Annotated in this window: 17 protein-coding genes and 1 tRNA gene; 17 read left to right on the forward strand and 1 reads right to left on the reverse strand. The window is 50.4% G+C overall.

Annotated elements, in window-relative coordinates; translation table 11 throughout:
• Nucleotides 1-118: 118 nt before the first annotated feature.
• The 7 genes from rsxC (at nt 119) to HCR03_RS18700 (ending at nt 5,495) form a co-directional block, all read left to right on the forward strand.
• Complete coding sequence (gene rsxC / locus HCR03_RS18670) at nt 119-1,459, forward strand: electron transport complex subunit RsxC (RefSeq protein ID WP_187035865.1); 1,341 nt, start codon at nt 119-121, stop codon at nt 1,457-1,459.
• Nucleotides 1,459-2,415, forward strand: coding sequence for an RnfABCDGE type electron transport complex subunit D (locus tag HCR03_RS18675; protein WP_066643099.1), 957 nt, complete (start codon nt 1,459-1,461; stop codon nt 2,413-2,415). The genes rsxC and HCR03_RS18675 overlap by 1 nt, the downstream gene beginning before the upstream one ends.
• Complete coding sequence (locus tag HCR03_RS18680) at nt 2,399-2,962, forward strand: FMN-binding protein (RefSeq protein WP_066643096.1); 564 nt, start codon at nt 2,399-2,401, stop codon at nt 2,960-2,962. The genes HCR03_RS18675 and HCR03_RS18680 overlap by 17 nt, the downstream gene beginning before the upstream one ends.
• A gap of 1 nt (nt 2,963) precedes the next feature.
• Nucleotides 2,964-3,671, forward strand: a complete 708-nt coding sequence (rsxE, locus tag HCR03_RS18685; RefSeq protein ID WP_066643093.1) for an electron transport complex subunit RsxE — start codon at nt 2,964-2,966, stop codon at nt 3,669-3,671.
• Complete coding sequence (locus HCR03_RS18690) at nt 3,668-4,279, forward strand: electron transport complex protein RnfA (protein WP_066643091.1); 612 nt, start codon at nt 3,668-3,670, stop codon at nt 4,277-4,279. The genes rsxE and HCR03_RS18690 overlap by 4 nt, the downstream gene beginning before the upstream one ends.
• Nucleotides 4,280-4,293: 14 nt before the next feature.
• The gene (locus HCR03_RS18695; protein ID WP_066643088.1) at nt 4,294-5,088 is read left to right on the forward strand and encodes an RnfABCDGE type electron transport complex subunit B; all 795 of its coding nucleotides are present in this window, start codon (nt 4,294-4,296) and stop codon (nt 5,086-5,088) included.
• 321 nt (nt 5,089-5,409) lie between these two features.
• Nucleotides 5,410-5,495 (forward strand) — tRNA-Leu (locus HCR03_RS18700).
• Between the two features lie 27 nt (nt 5,496-5,522).
• Here HCR03_RS18700 and HCR03_RS18705 read toward each other — a convergent pair.
• The gene (locus HCR03_RS18705; protein ID WP_066643082.1) at nt 5,523-6,395 is read right to left on the reverse strand and encodes a tyrosine-type recombinase/integrase; all 873 of its coding nucleotides are present in this window, start codon (nt 6,393-6,395) and stop codon (nt 5,523-5,525) included.
• A 188-nt stretch (nt 6,396-6,583) separates the two neighbouring features.
• Here HCR03_RS18705 and HCR03_RS18710 point away from each other — a divergent pair, with 188 nt between their 5' ends.
• From HCR03_RS18710 to HCR03_RS18750, 10 genes are all read left to right on the forward strand, one after another.
• A complete protein-coding gene (locus HCR03_RS18710; protein ID WP_228725024.1) occupies nt 6,584-7,339 on the forward strand; it encodes an alpha/beta hydrolase family protein in 756 nt (251 codons plus the stop codon).
• On the forward strand, nt 7,329-7,532 hold the full coding sequence (locus HCR03_RS19940) for a hypothetical protein (protein WP_228725025.1): 204 nt from the start codon (nt 7,329-7,331) through the stop codon (nt 7,530-7,532). The genes HCR03_RS18710 and HCR03_RS19940 overlap by 11 nt, the downstream gene beginning before the upstream one ends.
• A gap of 52 nt (nt 7,533-7,584) precedes the next feature.
• The gene (locus HCR03_RS18715; RefSeq protein WP_187035868.1) at nt 7,585-8,202 is read left to right on the forward strand and encodes a TetR/AcrR family transcriptional regulator; all 618 of its coding nucleotides are present in this window, start codon (nt 7,585-7,587) and stop codon (nt 8,200-8,202) included.
• 647 nt (nt 8,203-8,849) lie between these two features.
• Nucleotides 8,850-9,770: a GntR family transcriptional regulator YhfZ gene (yhfZ, locus tag HCR03_RS18720; protein ID WP_083209928.1), complete on the forward strand. Its 921-nt coding sequence runs from the start codon at nt 8,850-8,852 to the stop codon at nt 9,768-9,770.
• Between the two features lie 17 nt (nt 9,771-9,787).
• The gene (locus HCR03_RS18725; RefSeq protein WP_066643078.1) at nt 9,788-10,159 is read left to right on the forward strand and encodes a PRD domain-containing protein; all 372 of its coding nucleotides are present in this window, start codon (nt 9,788-9,790) and stop codon (nt 10,157-10,159) included.
• Nucleotides 10,160-10,180: 21 nt separating this feature from the next.
• A complete protein-coding gene (locus HCR03_RS18730) occupies nt 10,181-10,546 on the forward strand; it encodes a DUF2620 family protein (RefSeq protein WP_066643076.1) in 366 nt (121 codons plus the stop codon).
• Between the two features lie 27 nt (nt 10,547-10,573).
• The gene (locus tag HCR03_RS18735; RefSeq protein WP_066643073.1) at nt 10,574-11,878 is read left to right on the forward strand and encodes a YhfT family protein; all 1,305 of its coding nucleotides are present in this window, start codon (nt 10,574-10,576) and stop codon (nt 11,876-11,878) included.
• Nucleotides 11,879-11,976: 98 nt separating this feature from the next.
• Nucleotides 11,977-12,879, forward strand: a complete 903-nt coding sequence (locus tag HCR03_RS18740; RefSeq protein WP_066643254.1) for a phosphotriesterase family protein — start codon at nt 11,977-11,979, stop codon at nt 12,877-12,879.
• Between the two features lie 33 nt (nt 12,880-12,912).
• Complete coding sequence (locus HCR03_RS18745) at nt 12,913-14,019, forward strand: aminotransferase class V-fold PLP-dependent enzyme (RefSeq protein WP_156990975.1); 1,107 nt, start codon at nt 12,913-12,915, stop codon at nt 14,017-14,019.
• Between the two features lie 7 nt (nt 14,020-14,026).
• A complete protein-coding gene (locus HCR03_RS18750) occupies nt 14,027-15,181 on the forward strand; it encodes a YhfX family PLP-dependent enzyme (RefSeq protein WP_066643067.1) in 1,155 nt (384 codons plus the stop codon).
• Nucleotides 15,182-15,188 lie beyond the last annotated feature (7 nt).

The following is a 15,188-nucleotide window of genomic DNA, read 5'->3' on the forward strand; positions in this document are numbered from 1 at the left end:
ATTCAAGATTCACTTCGGCTCCGGTTCGGGAGAAAAACTCAAGAATCAGCTGCCGTGACTGAATATGTTTTTTCATTATTTCATTAGTGTAGTTTAGTATGTATTGGAGGATTTAAACATGGAATTGACTTTTCCAACAAAGCCATTCAAAACGCATGGCGGTGCGGCAGTTCCTCACAGGAAAAATACCGCACAGATGGAATCTGTCATGCTGCCGCCTCCTGAGCAGGTAGTCTTGCCCATGCAGCAGCACGTAGGTCCGCCCTGCGCTCCAACGGTAAAGGTTGGGGATGCCGTTTTGATTGGACAAAAAATCGCCGACAGTTCCGCGTTTGTCAGCGCGCCGATTCATGCGACTGTTTCCGGTACGGTCAGCGCCATAAAAAAGGTGACGCTGTCCGGGGGTCAGTTCATGGATGCGGTTGTAATTGATTCGGACGGTAAAATGGAGGTTTCGCCCGACGTGAAGCCTCCCGTCATCAACAGCCTTGCAGAGTTTCTCAGCGCGGTGCATGAATCCGGGCTGGTTGGTCTGGGCGGCGCGGGCTTCCCTGCGCATGTCAAGCTGAAGGTGCCGGACGATAAAAACGTGGACACGCTGATTATCAACGTCGCGGAGTGCGAGCCTTACATTACCTCCGACAACCGGTGCGCCGTGGAAGACGCCGACGACATTTTTGCCGGAGTCCGCGCCGTCAAGCACTGGCTGGGACTGCATCGCGTGATTCTCGCGGTGGAAGGAAACAAACCGGATGTCATTGCAAAATTCAACTCCTTCCTTGGCGACAGCAAGGAAGAGTCCGACCGGGAAATCAAGGTTCTCGAGCTGCGCTCCAGTTACCCGCAGGGCGCTGAAAAGGTGCTTATCCAGTCCTGTACGGGCCGCCGGGTTCCCATGGGCAAGCTGCCGGCCGATGCGGGCTGCATTGTCATGAACGTCACCTCCTGCGCTCATTTGGGTGAATTCCTGAGAACGGGGATGCCGCTTGTCAGCAAACGTCTGACGATCGACGGTTCCGCCGTCAACGACCCGAAAAATGTGATTGTTCCGATCGGAACAAACATTAAAACGATTATTGATTTCTGCGGCGGTTACAAGGCGACGCCGAAAAAGATCCTGATGGGCGGCCCGATGATGGGCGTTTCCATCGCGAGCGACAATCTGCCCGTCATCAAGCAAAACAATGCGGTCATCTGTCTGGATGAAAAGGAAGCACATAAGCTGGAGCCCTCCGCCTGCATTCGCTGCGGACGCTGTGTTTCCGGCTGCCCGATGCACCTGATGCCGACGCTTCTGGAACAGAACGCGATTGCCAAGCGTGTGGAGCAGCTGAAAGAACTGGACGTTATGGACTGCATGGAGTGCGGCTGCTGCTCGTTCAACTGCCCGGCGGGCCGTCCTCTGGTTCAGGCGATCCGCCTTGGCAAGTCACTGGTTAGAGCGGAGGGGAAGAAATAATGGAAGAGAAATTAGTCGTATCATCCTCGCCTCACATCAGAAGCGGGGCAACCACTCGGAAAATCATGCTGGATGTGATTCTGGCGCTTGTACCGGCCGCCATCGCGGCGGTCATCGTGTTCGGGCCCCGTACCCTGCTGATCATCGGCGTTACCATCGCTTCCTGCGTACTCAGCGAATACATATGCCGCAGAGTGATGAAACGGGAGAACACCATTGGCGATTTAAGCGCGGTTGTAACCGGCCTTCTTCTCGCTTTTAACCTGCCCGTTTCCATTAATCCCCTCATGGCCGCTTTCGGCGGAATGGTCGCGATTGTCGTAATTAAGCAGATGTTCGGCGGCATCGGGCAGAATTTTGTCAACCCGGCGCTGACGGCCCGTATCATCATGCTGAACTCCTTCCCGACGCAGATGACAACCTGGGTTCAGCCTCATTCCTATCTTGGCGATGCGGTGACCACCGCTTCGCCGCTCGGCCTCTTAAAAGAGGGCGGATCTCTGGACCAGATGCCCAGTCTGATGAGCATGTTCGTCGGCAACACCGCGGGCTGCATCGGTGAAACCTGCGCGCTGGCATTGATCCTCGGCGGAATTTACCTTGTGGTCCGCAAGGTCATTTCCCCGGTGATTCCGCTGTGCTACATCGGTACCGCGGCGGTTCTTTCCGCGGTGATGGGCCGGAACGTGATGATCGACCTGCTTTCTGGCGGCCTGATGCTCGGCGCAATTTTCATGGCGACCGACTATGCAACCTCCCCGATCACGGTCAAGGGACAGGTCATATTTGCGATCGGATGCGGCGTGATCACGATGCTGATCCGCAATTTCGGCAGCCTTCCGGAAGGTGTTTCCTACTCCATTGTTCTGATGAATATTATTGTGCCGCTGATTGACTCCGCAACGCGTCCTGTGGCATTCGGAAAGGAGCCTGTAAAAGATGAAGTTCAGCGCTAAAGAGGTTCTGAAACCGACTTTGGTCCTTGTGCTGATCTGCCTTGTCATGACAGCTTTTCTGGCGGGCACGAATCTGCTGACAAAGGACGCCATTGTTGCGCAGAAGGCAAAAGTGGCGGAAGAGTCCCGCATGGTTGCTTTGCCCACGGCCGACTCTTTTGACAAGTCCACGAAAAGCGATATCTGCTATGTCGGCAAAAAGGGAAGCGATATCGCAGGGTATGTCTTTACCACCGAAGCCGGTAGCTACGGCGGAAAGATTCAGGTCATGACCGGTATCGACAAAGACGGAAAGGTGACGGGCGTCATTCTTCTGAGCACAAACGACACGCCCGGTCTCGGACTGAATGCGAAGAAAGAATCCTTCCGTAAACAGTATCAACAAAAAGCTCCGGACAACGGATTTGAAGTTGTCAAGGGAGACGGCGCAAAGGAAGGGCAAGGGCAGATCAACGCCATGACAGGCGCTACGATTTCGAGTAAAGCCGTCACAACCGCCGTCAATGAAGCGATCAAGGAATATCAGAAAGTTAAGGGTGGTGAGTGAGATGGCTAAAAACAGTCTGGCACGTGAGTTTACAAAAGGTATTATCAAGGAAAACCCCGTTCTGCGGCTTGTATTGGGCTGCTGCGCGACCTTGGCCGTTACAACCGCCGCAAGCAACGCAATCGGGATGGGGCTTGCCACAACCTTTGTTCTGGTTTGTTCCAATGCGGTTATTTCCCTGCTGCGCAATGTGATTCCGGATAAGGTCCGCATTCCAAGCTACATTGTTGTCATCGCGGGTTTCGTGACGATTGTGCAGATGCTGGTGGAGGCTTTTTCGCCTGCGCTGAGCGATGCTCTCGGCATTTATCTTCCGCTGATTGTCGTTAACTGCATTATTTTCGGCCGTGCGGAAATGTTCGCAAGCAAAAATAAAGTTCTGCCGTCCATTTTCGACGGACTCGGCATGGGAATCGGTTTTACCGCAACCCTTCTTGCGATGGGAATTATCCGCGAGTTATTTGGCAGCGGCTCCGTCTTCGGCGTATCCATCCTCTCCGGCTTCATGCCGCCGATCATCGTTTTCCTGCTCCCTCCGGGGGGATTCTTTGTCTTCGGTATCCTGATCGCGATCGCGAACAGGCTTTCCGGTGAAGGCAAAAAAGTGGAAGAGATCGGCTGCGGCGGTTTTACCGGCTGCGCGGGATGCGCTCTCTCGTCAAATTGCTCCCTTATCGACAGTAAAGACAAGGAGGCCGAAACGAAATGATTAAATCGCTTTTCGCCATCATTCTGACGGCTATTCTGACAGAAAATTACATCCTGGATAAATTCCTTGGTATCTGCCCGTTTTTGGGCGTTTCCAAAAACCGCAGCAGCGCGACCGGTATGAGCATTGCAGTTACCGTCGTTATGGTGATTGCAACCGCGGTAACATGGCCGATTTATTACGGAATTCTGGTTCCGAAGGATCTTGCTTATCTGGAAACGATCGTTTTCATTCTGGTGATTGCGGTGCTGGTCCAGTTGATTGAAATCATCCTGAGAAAATACATTCCGTCCTTGTACAATGCGCTGGGTGTTTACCTGCCGCTGATTACGACGAATTGTGCGGTGCTTGGCGTAACCATGCTGGTGCTCGACAAACATACGGCGGATCCGTCCGCATACGGTTACCTGCAGGCACTGGTCAATGCGTTCGGCGCCGGTATCGGTTTCCTTGTTGCTCTGGTGATGTTCTCCGGCGTACGTGAAAGAATGGAACTGAACGATGTGCCGAAATTTATGAAGGGTCTGCCGATTACTCTGGTTGCCGCGTCTCTGGTATCCCTGTCGTTTCTCGGGTTCTCAGGCCTTGTCAACGGCATGCTGGGTTAAGGAGATGATATAAAATGAACGATATTTTGATTCCAATCTTGATTTTGGTTGTAATCGGTCTTCTGTCCGGCTTAATCCTGGCGGTTGCGTCCATCGTGATGGCCGTTCCGAAGGATCAGAAGACGGAGGACATCCGCGCGATGCTTCCGGGCGCAAACTGCGGCGCCTGCGGCTATTCCGGCTGCGACGGCTATGCGAAAGCCCTGGCGACAGGGGAGGCCCAGCCCGGGCTTTGCACGGTTGGCGGCAGTGATGTTTCCAATTCCATTGCGGCTTATCTTGGAGTTGCGGCGACTTCTGTGGAGCCGCACATGTCGGTTGTCCGCTGCCTTGGCAGCCATGACAATACGACGGACCGCGTTGAGTACGAAGGTATCACGAGCTGTGCTGCGGCCGTTGCGGTCGCGGGTGGGCCGACCAGCTGTACCTTTGGCTGCATCGGCTTGGGGGACTGCGTAAACGCCTGTAACTATAACGCGCTCAGCGTACGCAACGGTGTGGCAATGGTGGAACCGAAGAACTGCGTTGCCTGCGGACTGTGCCTGAAAGCATGCCCGCGGAATCTGCTGACGCTAACTCCGGTTAAAAAGCAGGCCATTGTTTTGTGCAGCAACTGTGACAAAGGCAACCTTGTCAATAAAGTCTGCAAGGTTGGCTGCATTGGCTGCATGCGCTGTGAAAAAACATGCAAATACGACGCGATCCACGTAAAGAATTTCCTGGCGACCGTTGATCCCGAGAAATGCGTGGGATGCGGCGAATGCGTCGATATTTGCCCAAGGCACATTATCGGTCTTTACAACGCTTAAGACTGTTTTTACAGAACCGGAATATCCATTGCGGATATTCCGGTTTTTTCTGATAACAGCCTTGATTTCTTGATGAATTTATTATATAATATGCAAAGTTGTCATTGAAGAAAAGTGAATAGCCTGCGTGTTGGAATTGGCAGACGAGACAGACTCAAAATCTGTTGTCCCTATTCTTTCCGAAAGTAGATTGATACGCTACGAACCCGCATGATTCCTGATTTTCTAAAAAGTGAATAAACCATCTTGCTTTCAACATCCCTTACTTTCATCCCTTAATTATCTGAGGGCTGGAATTTAAAGAGATTTGAAAATAGATTTGCCGGTGTGATGGAATTGGCAGACGTGCGGCACTCAAAATGCCGTGTCCTTTGGACGTGTCGGTTCGAATCCGACCACCGGCACCATTTTAAAGACTCCTCAGATCCGTTTTTTTAGCGGATTTGGGGATTCTTTTTATTTTCGCTGGGATTTTTATTACATGGGCCAATTGATTTAAAACTTTGCGATGAATCAGATGCATGAGAAGCTGTCGGAAAAACATTCAGGATTGCGTTGGCGGAGGAAACCTTTGAATTAAAACTCAGGTGCGTATAAATATTGCTGGTTGTACTGATGTCACTGTGTCCCAACCACTCCTGCATCTCTTTGAGGCTCACTCCGTGAGCAAACAGCAGGCTTGCGCAACTGTGCCGAAGATCGTGAAAACGAATCTTACGCAGGTGATTGTGTTCCAAAACGAGAGGGAAATGCGATGAAATGTAATTCGGCTTGATCCGTTCTCCTATCTCATTCACATAAATGTAGTCCAGGTATTTTTTGCAGTACGAGTTGCCACATAGCCTTCGATTTTCTTCCTGCCGTTGTTTCAAATCAAGAAGCACTTTCTCAAAAGGAGCAACAAGCGGGAGCGTTCTGCAACTGGATTTCGTTTTGGTTCGGTCGCGTGCCACTGTTAATTCTTTACCGTCAATACACACCTGCGTGACAGTATGACGAATTGTAAAGGTTTTTTGAAAGAAATCAATGGAGTCCCATTTCAGCCCTACAATTTCGCTCCTGCACAAGCCGTAGAATGCGCCTAACAATACCGCCAGTTCAATCGGTGTCCCTTTTACAACCTGAAAAAGTCTTTCCAATTCCTCTTCGTTATAGATACTTCCTTCGAAAGGCTGCTTCTTAGGGCGCTGAACACGGTCGGCGGGATTGGAAGGAATCAAGCCTGTTATGAACGCATACTGCAAGGCTTTCCGGACATTGGCATGATGGTGAATAACCGTGTTAGCCGAAATCCCATCAACATTCAACTCATGTTGATAAAATTCCTGAATATCCTTTGGCGCTACATCGCGAAGCAGAAGTTTTTTGCCTTAAAAGTAGGGAACAATTCTGCTTTTGATTGAATAACTGTGTTTGTCAACCAGAAAGTAGACCGGGCGCTGACTTAAAAGTATACCACCTACCGCCAACCAGAAAGTAGGCCACCTGTTTAAGAATGATGTGCCTTCAGGGTCTGGTCGAGACGGTAGGAATCGCCGTTCATGTCGAGGACGTAAGACTAAGTACGAAGTGTTTTAATCTTGCAATTCAATATGGACTGTTTCATATTAAACCAGTTGAGATTCCGTTTGAAGGCGTATCTCTTCCGGGGCATTTTTATTATGCCGATACAGGGAAAGCAGCTCCCACCATCATAGCAATATCGGGCAACGATGGGACAAAAGAGGAACTATATGCAATTGGAATTGGCGCCATCAAGCGCGGAATGAATTGCCTTGCTTTTGATGGGCCGGGTCAGGGTGAAACAATTCGCCAACGCAATATCCCGTTTCGATATGATTATGAAACAGCGGTTTCTCTGGCAGTTGATTTTGCCCTTCACGACCCTTCCGTCGATCCTGATAAAATTATCCTTTGGGGCGAAAGCCTCGGCGGTTATTTTGCGCCTCGGGCAGCCGCTTTTGAGAACAGGATATCCGCGTGTGTGGCAAACGGCGGTTTATACGACTGCCTGAGTTTGAATCCGGAAAAACGTGATTCTATTCTTCAAGGCATACGGAAACATGCGGCAGTTTTCAATCGTTTGGCTCGGTTATTCATGAAAATGAGTGTCGCCTTTGATTGGAGATGCAGGCACGGCTTTTTGACGTTTGGCGTTGATACTCCGTCTGAATATATGCTGAAATACGAGCCATTTTATCTAAAAGGTGGTTACCTCAAAAATAACATGCCCAGTTCTTGTGATTGGTAACGAAGATGATAAAAAGAATTGGCGCAATCAGGCGGTTCTTCTATACGATGCCTTAAAATGTCCAAAAGAATATATGTATTTTACCAATAAGGAAGGTGCGGGTGCGCATTGTCAGGCAGGGTGCCGAGTTTATGCGAATGACCGGATATTTAACTGGATTGAAAAGATTCTGGTTCGTAAAGAGGAAAAATAATTGCTTGTATCCCCCGGTTCTTTATTTTAAAATAATAGGTGGAGTGATATAAGTGAAACAGGATCAATCCATTCATGAGCCCAAGCAAAAAAGAAGCGCGCTGACTCGGGAAAAAATTGTAGATACTTCGCGGGAACTGTTTTGTAAAAAGGGCTACTACCAAGTCAGTACGAATGAAATTGCACGCGCAGCCAATATCTCAATCGGTAACCTCTATTTTTATTTTCCGAACAAAGAAACGATTTTCCTGGAAATTCTGGATCGATACCATCAGTCCTTTCTGAAGATTCATGAGGGCTTTTTACGCGACGCTGAAAATTCGAGCAAAGACCTCAAGCATTTCCTGCGCGGATTGATGGAAATGATCATAGAAAATCATGAGAATTCACGCGAACTTAACCGGGAGATTCAAATTTTAAGTCTTTCAGATCCTGCTGTTGCAGCTTTATTGGAAAAACAGCAGGAACAAACAGAAGTCACGGTATTTCGTTACTTTGAAAAATACAGAGACCAATTGCAGGTACAAGACCTTGAGGCGGCTGCGGCAATTACCTTTTCATTGATTAACTCGGTCGTCGACCAGATTGCCTTTTCAAAAAACAAAATTAACCGTAAGAGGCTACTTACAGAAACTGTTAATGCCGTAGAAATTTATCTTCTAGGAAAATAATCAAAATGAAGGAGAAGAACTTTTATTTCGATAGCGAGATGAAAGTCACAAATTAAGCAAAATGGGAAACTGATGTACTGTGTCAGCTTCCCATTGCTTTTTTCATCGTCTATAACTACGACGTTGGGTACTCACGAAGCGCCCACACGCAGCGGAACGTGTTGCCACAGATAAAATGGTCGGTCTGGAATTTGATCACCGAAGGTGAGATTATCCAGTGCCTGCCTTTGTGCAGCCATTTTTTTAAATTGATTTTGCAAAATAATTGATCTGTTTTTTTCCGCATTACAGAGAGAATTTCGCAGCAGCGAAAAGCATCGTTTTCATGGTTCGGCAGACTCTTCTTGAATATACGAAAATTTTGTATACAACGAAAAAATTGAATTGCCATCCTGTTTTAACGTACTCCAACGTACGAAATAAAATATTTTGTTATTTAAAAAGTCTTGATTAAAAACATTTAAAGTGACAAATTTAGATGGTAATCTTACAATAATTTAAAAATAATGCACAAAAACAGCGTCCTTTTTTCTGTTCTTTGTCAATAGATATTTTTTTAAGCTCATGCTAGAATGTCATCAATGTACGAAATTTCGTACATTTAATGACCTTTCAAATTGATACCCTGTGGAAAGGAGGAAAAGAGTTTGCTGCCTGGAAAGCTGATGCAAAAAGTTGGCATCATCGTACAAATCCTTGCCGGCAGGTTCATTTCCGTGCAGATCGGCGAACGCATTCCCACGGTGGAAGAGTTTACCCGGGAATACGAGGTTTCAAGAGGAACTATTCAAACGGCGCTGACGCTTCTGCAGGAAGACCGTGCGATATCCTTTCAGCCTCGGGGACACATGGGAACCTTTGTAAAAGCGATCAATCGGCCGAAGCTTCTGGAGCTTTCCGGAATTAAAACTGTGGTGGGCGTCATGCCGCTCCCCTACTCCAAAAAGTATGAGGGGCTGGCGACCGGTCTGTATACCGCGCTGCAGGAAAAGGGTCTGAGTGCGGCGCTGGCCTTCATGCACGGTTCCAATTACCGGCTAAACGGTCTTCTGGAGGATCGTTATGATTTTGCGGTAATGTCCTTTTTGACGGCAAAATATTACATTGACAGGGGAGAGCCGATAGAAATTCTGGAAAACTTCGGCCGGTACACCTATGTCGGAAAGCATGTCCTGCTGCTGCGGGATGACTTTCAAGGGGATTACGAAAACTGCCGTGTGGGAATCGACCATTCCTCGGTGGACCAGAAGACTCTGACACAACAGTTCTTCGCGGAAAAAAATGTGGAATATGTTCCGCTGATCTACAGCCAGATCGTTCCGTTTCTTTCCATTGGGAAAATAGATGCCGCTGTATGGAATCTCGACGACATCGACCTCGCGGGGAATCATTTACGTTATGAGCCCCTGGACGAAAAAGGGATCAACATTGTCGATACGGAGGCGGTTCTTGTCTGTAAAAAAGATAATCTGAGGATTTCACAAATTATCCAGGAGCTTCTGGAGAAGGACCGTGTCCTGGAGATTCAGAAGGACGTCATTGACGGGAAAGTACTGCCAAAATACTGAACAAAGGATTTGTAGCGATGGATATTATGGATCGGATCAACCTGATGAAAGAATGCTCGCTCGTTGACGATGCGGCATACGCCGACCTTGTAAGCATTGTGAAAGTATTTCGGGAAGATTTTCGGTTTGACCTGACCGAAGAAAACGGCGGTGTCATGATTACCCATATCGGCGCGGCGATCAAGCGCCTGAAAGCCGGCGAAAAAGTTAATCCTCTGGACCGGGAGGTTCTGAGCCAGGCAGCGGAAGAGTCGGTCTACCCCACCGCACAGAAGATTCTGGACAGAATCCGGGAAAAGATTGCCAGAAGGCTTCCCTCTGCGGAAGAGGAGTTTCTGCTGGTGCATATCTGCAACACCCTCGAAACCAATCCCAACGGTTCCAACTAACAAAAAGAAAGGATGGTCAGAATGAAAATCGCGATTGGCGGCCTCAGTAAAAACGTGGTGGCAGCCGCAGTGGAAAAGGCTTCCGGAGGGAAGATTGAAACAGTTGTCACAACAGACATCGGCGCGGTATCCCTGCTTAAGAAAAAGGAGGTGGATTATTACTTCGGCGCGTGCGAAAGCGGCGGCGGCGCGGCCATTTCGATTCTGATCGGAATGATCGGCTACTCCAATTGCTGCACGGTCACGAAAAACGGACAAACTGTGAAAAAGGAAAACGTTGAGAAGTTTGTCAACGAGGGTAAAATCGCGTTTGGGATGTCTGTGGAAAGCATTGAAAAAACGGTGCCGTTATTAGTCGAAGCTCTGCTTGAGAAAAACGCAAACTGAGAGGTATAAGATTAAGGAGGAAGCATTATGACGGGAGATTTATCCGTACTCAATTATGCAGTAGTCATTGTTCTATGTGCTTTTACAGCTTTCCTTTCCCACATGGGCATGGCGGTGTTCCACGACGGCCTGCGGCCCGTTGTCCCGGAATACATTGAAGGCAGGATGAAACGCTCCGAACTTGGAACCATCGCCTTTGGCCTCAGTGTTGGCTTCATAGCATCCGTCGGTATCGCGCACACGGTCGCAACCGGTCTTTTGAACCCGTGGCTGTTGTTCCTGACCACGGACATTCTGGGCGTAATCTCCCCCAAAAAGTGGGTGGCCCCCATTCTGGGCGGCATCTGGGGCGCCCTGACACTTTCGGCGCTCGGCCTGATTAATACCGTGCTGACCGGCCTTCCGGTGAATTTCATCGGAGCCATGGGTGAAATCAGCAACCCGGTGGTCTCCTGCTTTGCGCTGTTCCCGCTGGTCGCGATTTTCATGCAATTCCATGCGAAAAAGGGAATTGCCGCAACAATCGTCACCTTTGCGATCCGCATTTTGCTGGTTCGGTTCACCACTCTTTCGGCAGACGCCATGGAAATGTTTGTCGGCATCGTTTTCCTGGTGGCCTTTGCCGTGGCGGAAGACAGAAAACGCGGCAAAACCATGGATGAAGATGAACAAAACGTTTTCTCCGAGCGTACCGCACGCATCCGCAAGAACGTTGTATTCCTGATGATCGGCGGAGCGCTCATCGCTGTGGCATGTAACATTCACGTTTTCGGTGGGTCCGAGGTTTCCATCTACACCCTGGCAAAAGCATATACATCGACCGACGCCGCAACCGCTTCCGGGCTGATTCATCAGGCCGCCCTCGCGGAGTTCATGAGGGCTCTCGGCTTTATTCCGCTGATTGCGACGACCGCTATTACAACAGGTGTCTACGGCGTGGCCGGCTTTACCTTCGTCTACTGCGTCGGCTATCTGATGCCGAATCCGGTTTTTGCCGCGATCGGCGGTGCGGCGGTCATCCTTGTGGAAGTTCTGCTACTGGGTCTGGTCGGCAAATTCCTCGGTAAATTCCCGTCTATCCGCGACGCTTCCGACAACATCCGTACGGCAATGACAACTGTGATGGAATTTGCCCTGATTATCGGCTCCATCAACGCAGTGGTTAAAATGGGCGGCTACACCGGATTCTTTATCGCTGCCATGATCTATTTCATCAACGAAATGACGGGCAAGCGCATCATGAAGATGGCGATCGGCCCGGTTGCGGCGATTGCAACCGGCGTAATTTTGAACATTCTCTATTACGTAGGGCTGTTTGTCCCAGTAAAATAAAGCGGGTCTTATTTCGGAATATCCAGCAGAACCGGCCTGGGCGGAACCGCGGGATTCCCCGCTGTTTCGCCGGGTTGTGTTGCAGAAAGGGCATGAAAATGATACAAACAGTATGCGGTGCGGTCCCAAAAGATGCTTTGGGCGTCACACTGAGCCATGAGCACCTGCTTGCGGACCTGAGAAGAGTCCGTCACGACGAGGCCTCCGTTCTGAATGATCTCGATATGATTTCAGAAGAACTAAAGCCGGCCGTGAAACTCGGGTGCCGTTCAATTGTTGAAGTCACAACCGTCGATATGGGACGGGATGTGACAGGACTTCGGAAACTGTCCGGAATGACGGGACTGAACATCGTTGCGTCGACCGGCTTCTATCTGAAGGAATACCACAGCGGCCGTTTGCAAAAGGCAACGGTTGACGATGTGGAAGAGTTTTTTGTGAAAGAAGTCAATGTTGGCATAGATGGAACCGATATCAAATCCGGAGCAATCGGAGAAGTTGCTTCCTCCGAGAAAATCTACCCGAGCGAAGAAAAGGTTCTGACGGCGGCGTCCAGGGCATCCAAGCGGACCGGCACGGCGGTGTTTACCCACTGTGACATGGGCCGTCTCGGTCTGGAACAGATTTCTCTGATGCTGGGGCAGGGAATGACGCCGGATAAACTCGTCATCGGCCACACCGACCTTACCGCCGATGCGGACTACCAAATCAAAATGCTGAAATTTGGAGTAAACCTGGCCTTTGACACGATTGGGAAAAGCAACTATCTTTCGGACGAAACGCGTGCGGAGGTACTGATCAAACTGCTGGAGGGCGGCTGGGAAGACCATCTGCTTCTCTCGGAGGACGTTTCCAAGCAGTCCTACCTGATCCGCTGTGGCGGAAAGGGATATACTGCTGTTTTGGGAAGTTTTCTTCCGCTTCTGCGTTCAAAACGCGTTCCAGAGGAACAGCTTCACAAACTCCTAGTGGAAAATCCTGCGAGGATTCTGGACCGGTGAACTCCGGCAACAAATCAGAAGGAGTAGATGTTCATGATCACGTATCCTCTGCCTTCCCTGTCTTTGGAACAGGCCAAAGAGCTGCAGTTTCGCATTGTCGATCTCACCACACGTTATTTTGACGGCTACGAGGTATTATCGGAAGGCGATTTGGGCGTTGTGAAGGGAAAGAACAAACCCTCCTACACAAGGAAAGTGGAGCGGGTTCTCGCGGACCTGTTTCAGACGGAAGACGCAACTTTAGTCCGGGGTGCCGGAACGGGGGCAATCCGCTGGGGATTGACATCCATTCTGAAAGGCGACGGAAAACTTTTGGTGCATTCCGCGCCGGTGTATCCCACCACGCAGGTCACTTTGGACACAATGCGTGTGAAACCGCTTCGGGCGGACTTTAACAATCAGGAAGATATTGTTCGCGTATTGGATCAGAATCCGGACGTCACAGCGGTTCTGATCCAGCTGACGCGGCAGAAACCAGACGACCGTTACCGCTGTAACGAAGTAATTCGGACGATCCGGTCCATAAGACCGTCCGTGCAGATTTTAACGGATGACAATTACGCCGTGCTGAAGGTTCCGAACATCGGAGCCCAGTGCGGAGCCGACCTGTCTAGTTTTTCCTGTTTCAAGCTGCTGGGACCCGCCGGAGTGGGGGCACTGGCCGGAAAAGGAAGCCTGATCCGAGCGATTTCCGACTGCAACTATTCGGGCGGCAGTCAGGTTCAGGGTTACGAGGCAATGGCGGTTCTGCGCGGGCTGATTTACGCGCCAATGGCCCTCGCCGTTCAGGCGCAGGTCGGCGAAGAACTGGTTCAGCGGCTTTGCTCGGGAGAGATTCCCGAGGTAAAAAATGCCTTTCTTGCAAACGCGCAGTCCAAGGTGCTACTGGTGGAATTCTGGGATGAGATTGCGGACCGGGTGCTCGAATTCACGGCGAAAAACGGAGCCGCGGCTTACCCCGTAGGGTGTGAATCCAAATTCGAGTTTGTCCCGATGATCTACCGCATTTCGGGAACCTTTCGCCGGCAGGACCCCTCTTTGGAGAAGCGCATGATCCGCATCAATCCGATGCGGGGCGGCGCGGAAACCGTCATGCGCATCCTGAAAAAATCTTTGCAGGAAGTGAAAAACGAAAGGTGAAACAGAAATGTTTTTAGAAAAAACGTGGGAAAGAAATTACCCGCTGATTGAAGCAGCGGTTTCCTTTCATAAATCGGGTGTCCTATGGCCGGACACCTATCTCATCGATGTGGATACGCTGCGGCAGAACGCTTCCCGCATTCGGGAAACAGCGGATCATAACGGACTCCACTTGTACTTTATGCTCAAGCAGCTCGGCAGGAACCCGGCCATTGCCCAGGAACTGATGCGTCTGGGCTACGACGGGGCTGTCGTGGTGGACTTCCGCGAAGCGGAGACAATGATCGATTCGGGAATTCCGATTGGGAACGTCGGTCATCTGGTACAGATTCCGAAAGCGGCTTTAAAAAAAATTCTGAGCGCGAAACCCGATTACGTGACGGTTTATTCCCTGGAAAAGGCATGTGAAATTGACGCCGTATGCGCGGAACTAAGTTTGGAGCAGAAACTGATGCTCCGCGTTCTGGGGGAAACGGATCTTCTGTATTCCGGCCAGTACGGCGGCTTTCCTCTTTCGGGGCTGGAAGGCGCGGCGCGGGAATTCAAAAAGCTCGGGCACATACGCGTGGCCGGCCTGACCTCTTTCCCCTGCTTTCTGTTTGACGAGAACTCGGGGAAGGTGGAGCCCACGCCCAATATCGGGACCCTGCAAAAAGCGAAAGAGCTCCTGACAGCAATGGGATTTTCCATTGACCAGATGAACATGCCGAGCGCAACCTGCTGCGCCAGTCTTCCGCTGATCCGACAGGCAGGCGGAACCCACGGGGAACCGGGCCACGGACTGACCGGGACGACGCCGCTGCACGCGGTAAGCAACTGTGAAGAGATTCCGGCGATCGTCTACCTGAGTGAAGTCTCCCACCTGTGCGGTGACACCTCTTACTGCTACGGCGGAGGACACTACCGGCGTTCCCATGTGAAGCAGGCGCTGGTCGGCTCCCCGGAAGAACACAGGTTTCTGGACGTGATTCCTCCCACCGACGAAAGCATTGATTACCATTTCGGCCTGAACGGCCCCGTGCGGATCTCGGAAAGTGTCGTAATGGCATTCCGCACGCAGATCTTTGTCACGCGAAGCCATGTGGCGCTGATTGGCGGGATATCGGAAGGAAAACCTCAGGTTCTCGGCATTTATACCTCCGAGGGAATGAGGATTCAATAGACAGGAA

Origin of the sequence: Caproicibacter fermentans (genome assembly GCF_014303955.1) — a bacterium.
In the GTDB taxonomy this organism is placed as follows: domain Bacteria; phylum Bacillota; class Clostridia; order Oscillospirales; family Acutalibacteraceae; genus Caproicibacter; species Caproicibacter fermentans.

What these genes read in the sequence shown, in the direction of transcription:
- rsxC (WP_187035865.1), top strand. Translation starts at nt 119, where the DNA reads ATGGAATTGACTTTTCCAACAAAGCCATTCAAAACGCATGGCGGTGCG.
- HCR03_RS18710 (WP_228725024.1), top strand. Translation starts at nt 6,584, where the DNA reads ATGATGTGCCTTCAGGGTCTGGTCGAGACGGTAGGAATCGCCGTTCAT.
- HCR03_RS18695 (WP_066643088.1), top strand. Translation starts at nt 4,294, where the DNA reads ATGAACGATATTTTGATTCCAATCTTGATTTTGGTTGTAATCGGTCTT.
- HCR03_RS18745 (WP_156990975.1), top strand. Translation starts at nt 12,913, where the DNA reads ATGATCACGTATCCTCTGCCTTCCCTGTCTTTGGAACAGGCCAAAGAG.
- HCR03_RS18675 (WP_066643099.1), top strand. Translation starts at nt 1,459, where the DNA reads ATGGAAGAGAAATTAGTCGTATCATCCTCGCCTCACATCAGAAGCGGG.
- HCR03_RS18750 (WP_066643067.1), top strand. Translation starts at nt 14,027, where the DNA reads ATGTTTTTAGAAAAAACGTGGGAAAGAAATTACCCGCTGATTGAAGCA.
- HCR03_RS18735 (WP_066643073.1), top strand. Translation starts at nt 10,574, where the DNA reads ATGACGGGAGATTTATCCGTACTCAATTATGCAGTAGTCATTGTTCTA.
- rsxE (WP_066643093.1), top strand. Translation starts at nt 2,964, where the DNA reads ATGGCTAAAAACAGTCTGGCACGTGAGTTTACAAAAGGTATTATCAAG.
- HCR03_RS18730 (WP_066643076.1), top strand. Translation starts at nt 10,181, where the DNA reads ATGAAAATCGCGATTGGCGGCCTCAGTAAAAACGTGGTGGCAGCCGCA.
- HCR03_RS18690 (WP_066643091.1), top strand. Translation starts at nt 3,668, where the DNA reads ATGATTAAATCGCTTTTCGCCATCATTCTGACGGCTATTCTGACAGAA.
- HCR03_RS18680 (WP_066643096.1), top strand. Translation starts at nt 2,399, where the DNA reads ATGAAGTTCAGCGCTAAAGAGGTTCTGAAACCGACTTTGGTCCTTGTG.
- HCR03_RS18740 (WP_066643254.1), top strand. Translation starts at nt 11,977, where the DNA reads ATGATACAAACAGTATGCGGTGCGGTCCCAAAAGATGCTTTGGGCGTC.
- HCR03_RS18725 (WP_066643078.1), top strand. Translation starts at nt 9,788, where the DNA reads ATGGATATTATGGATCGGATCAACCTGATGAAAGAATGCTCGCTCGTT.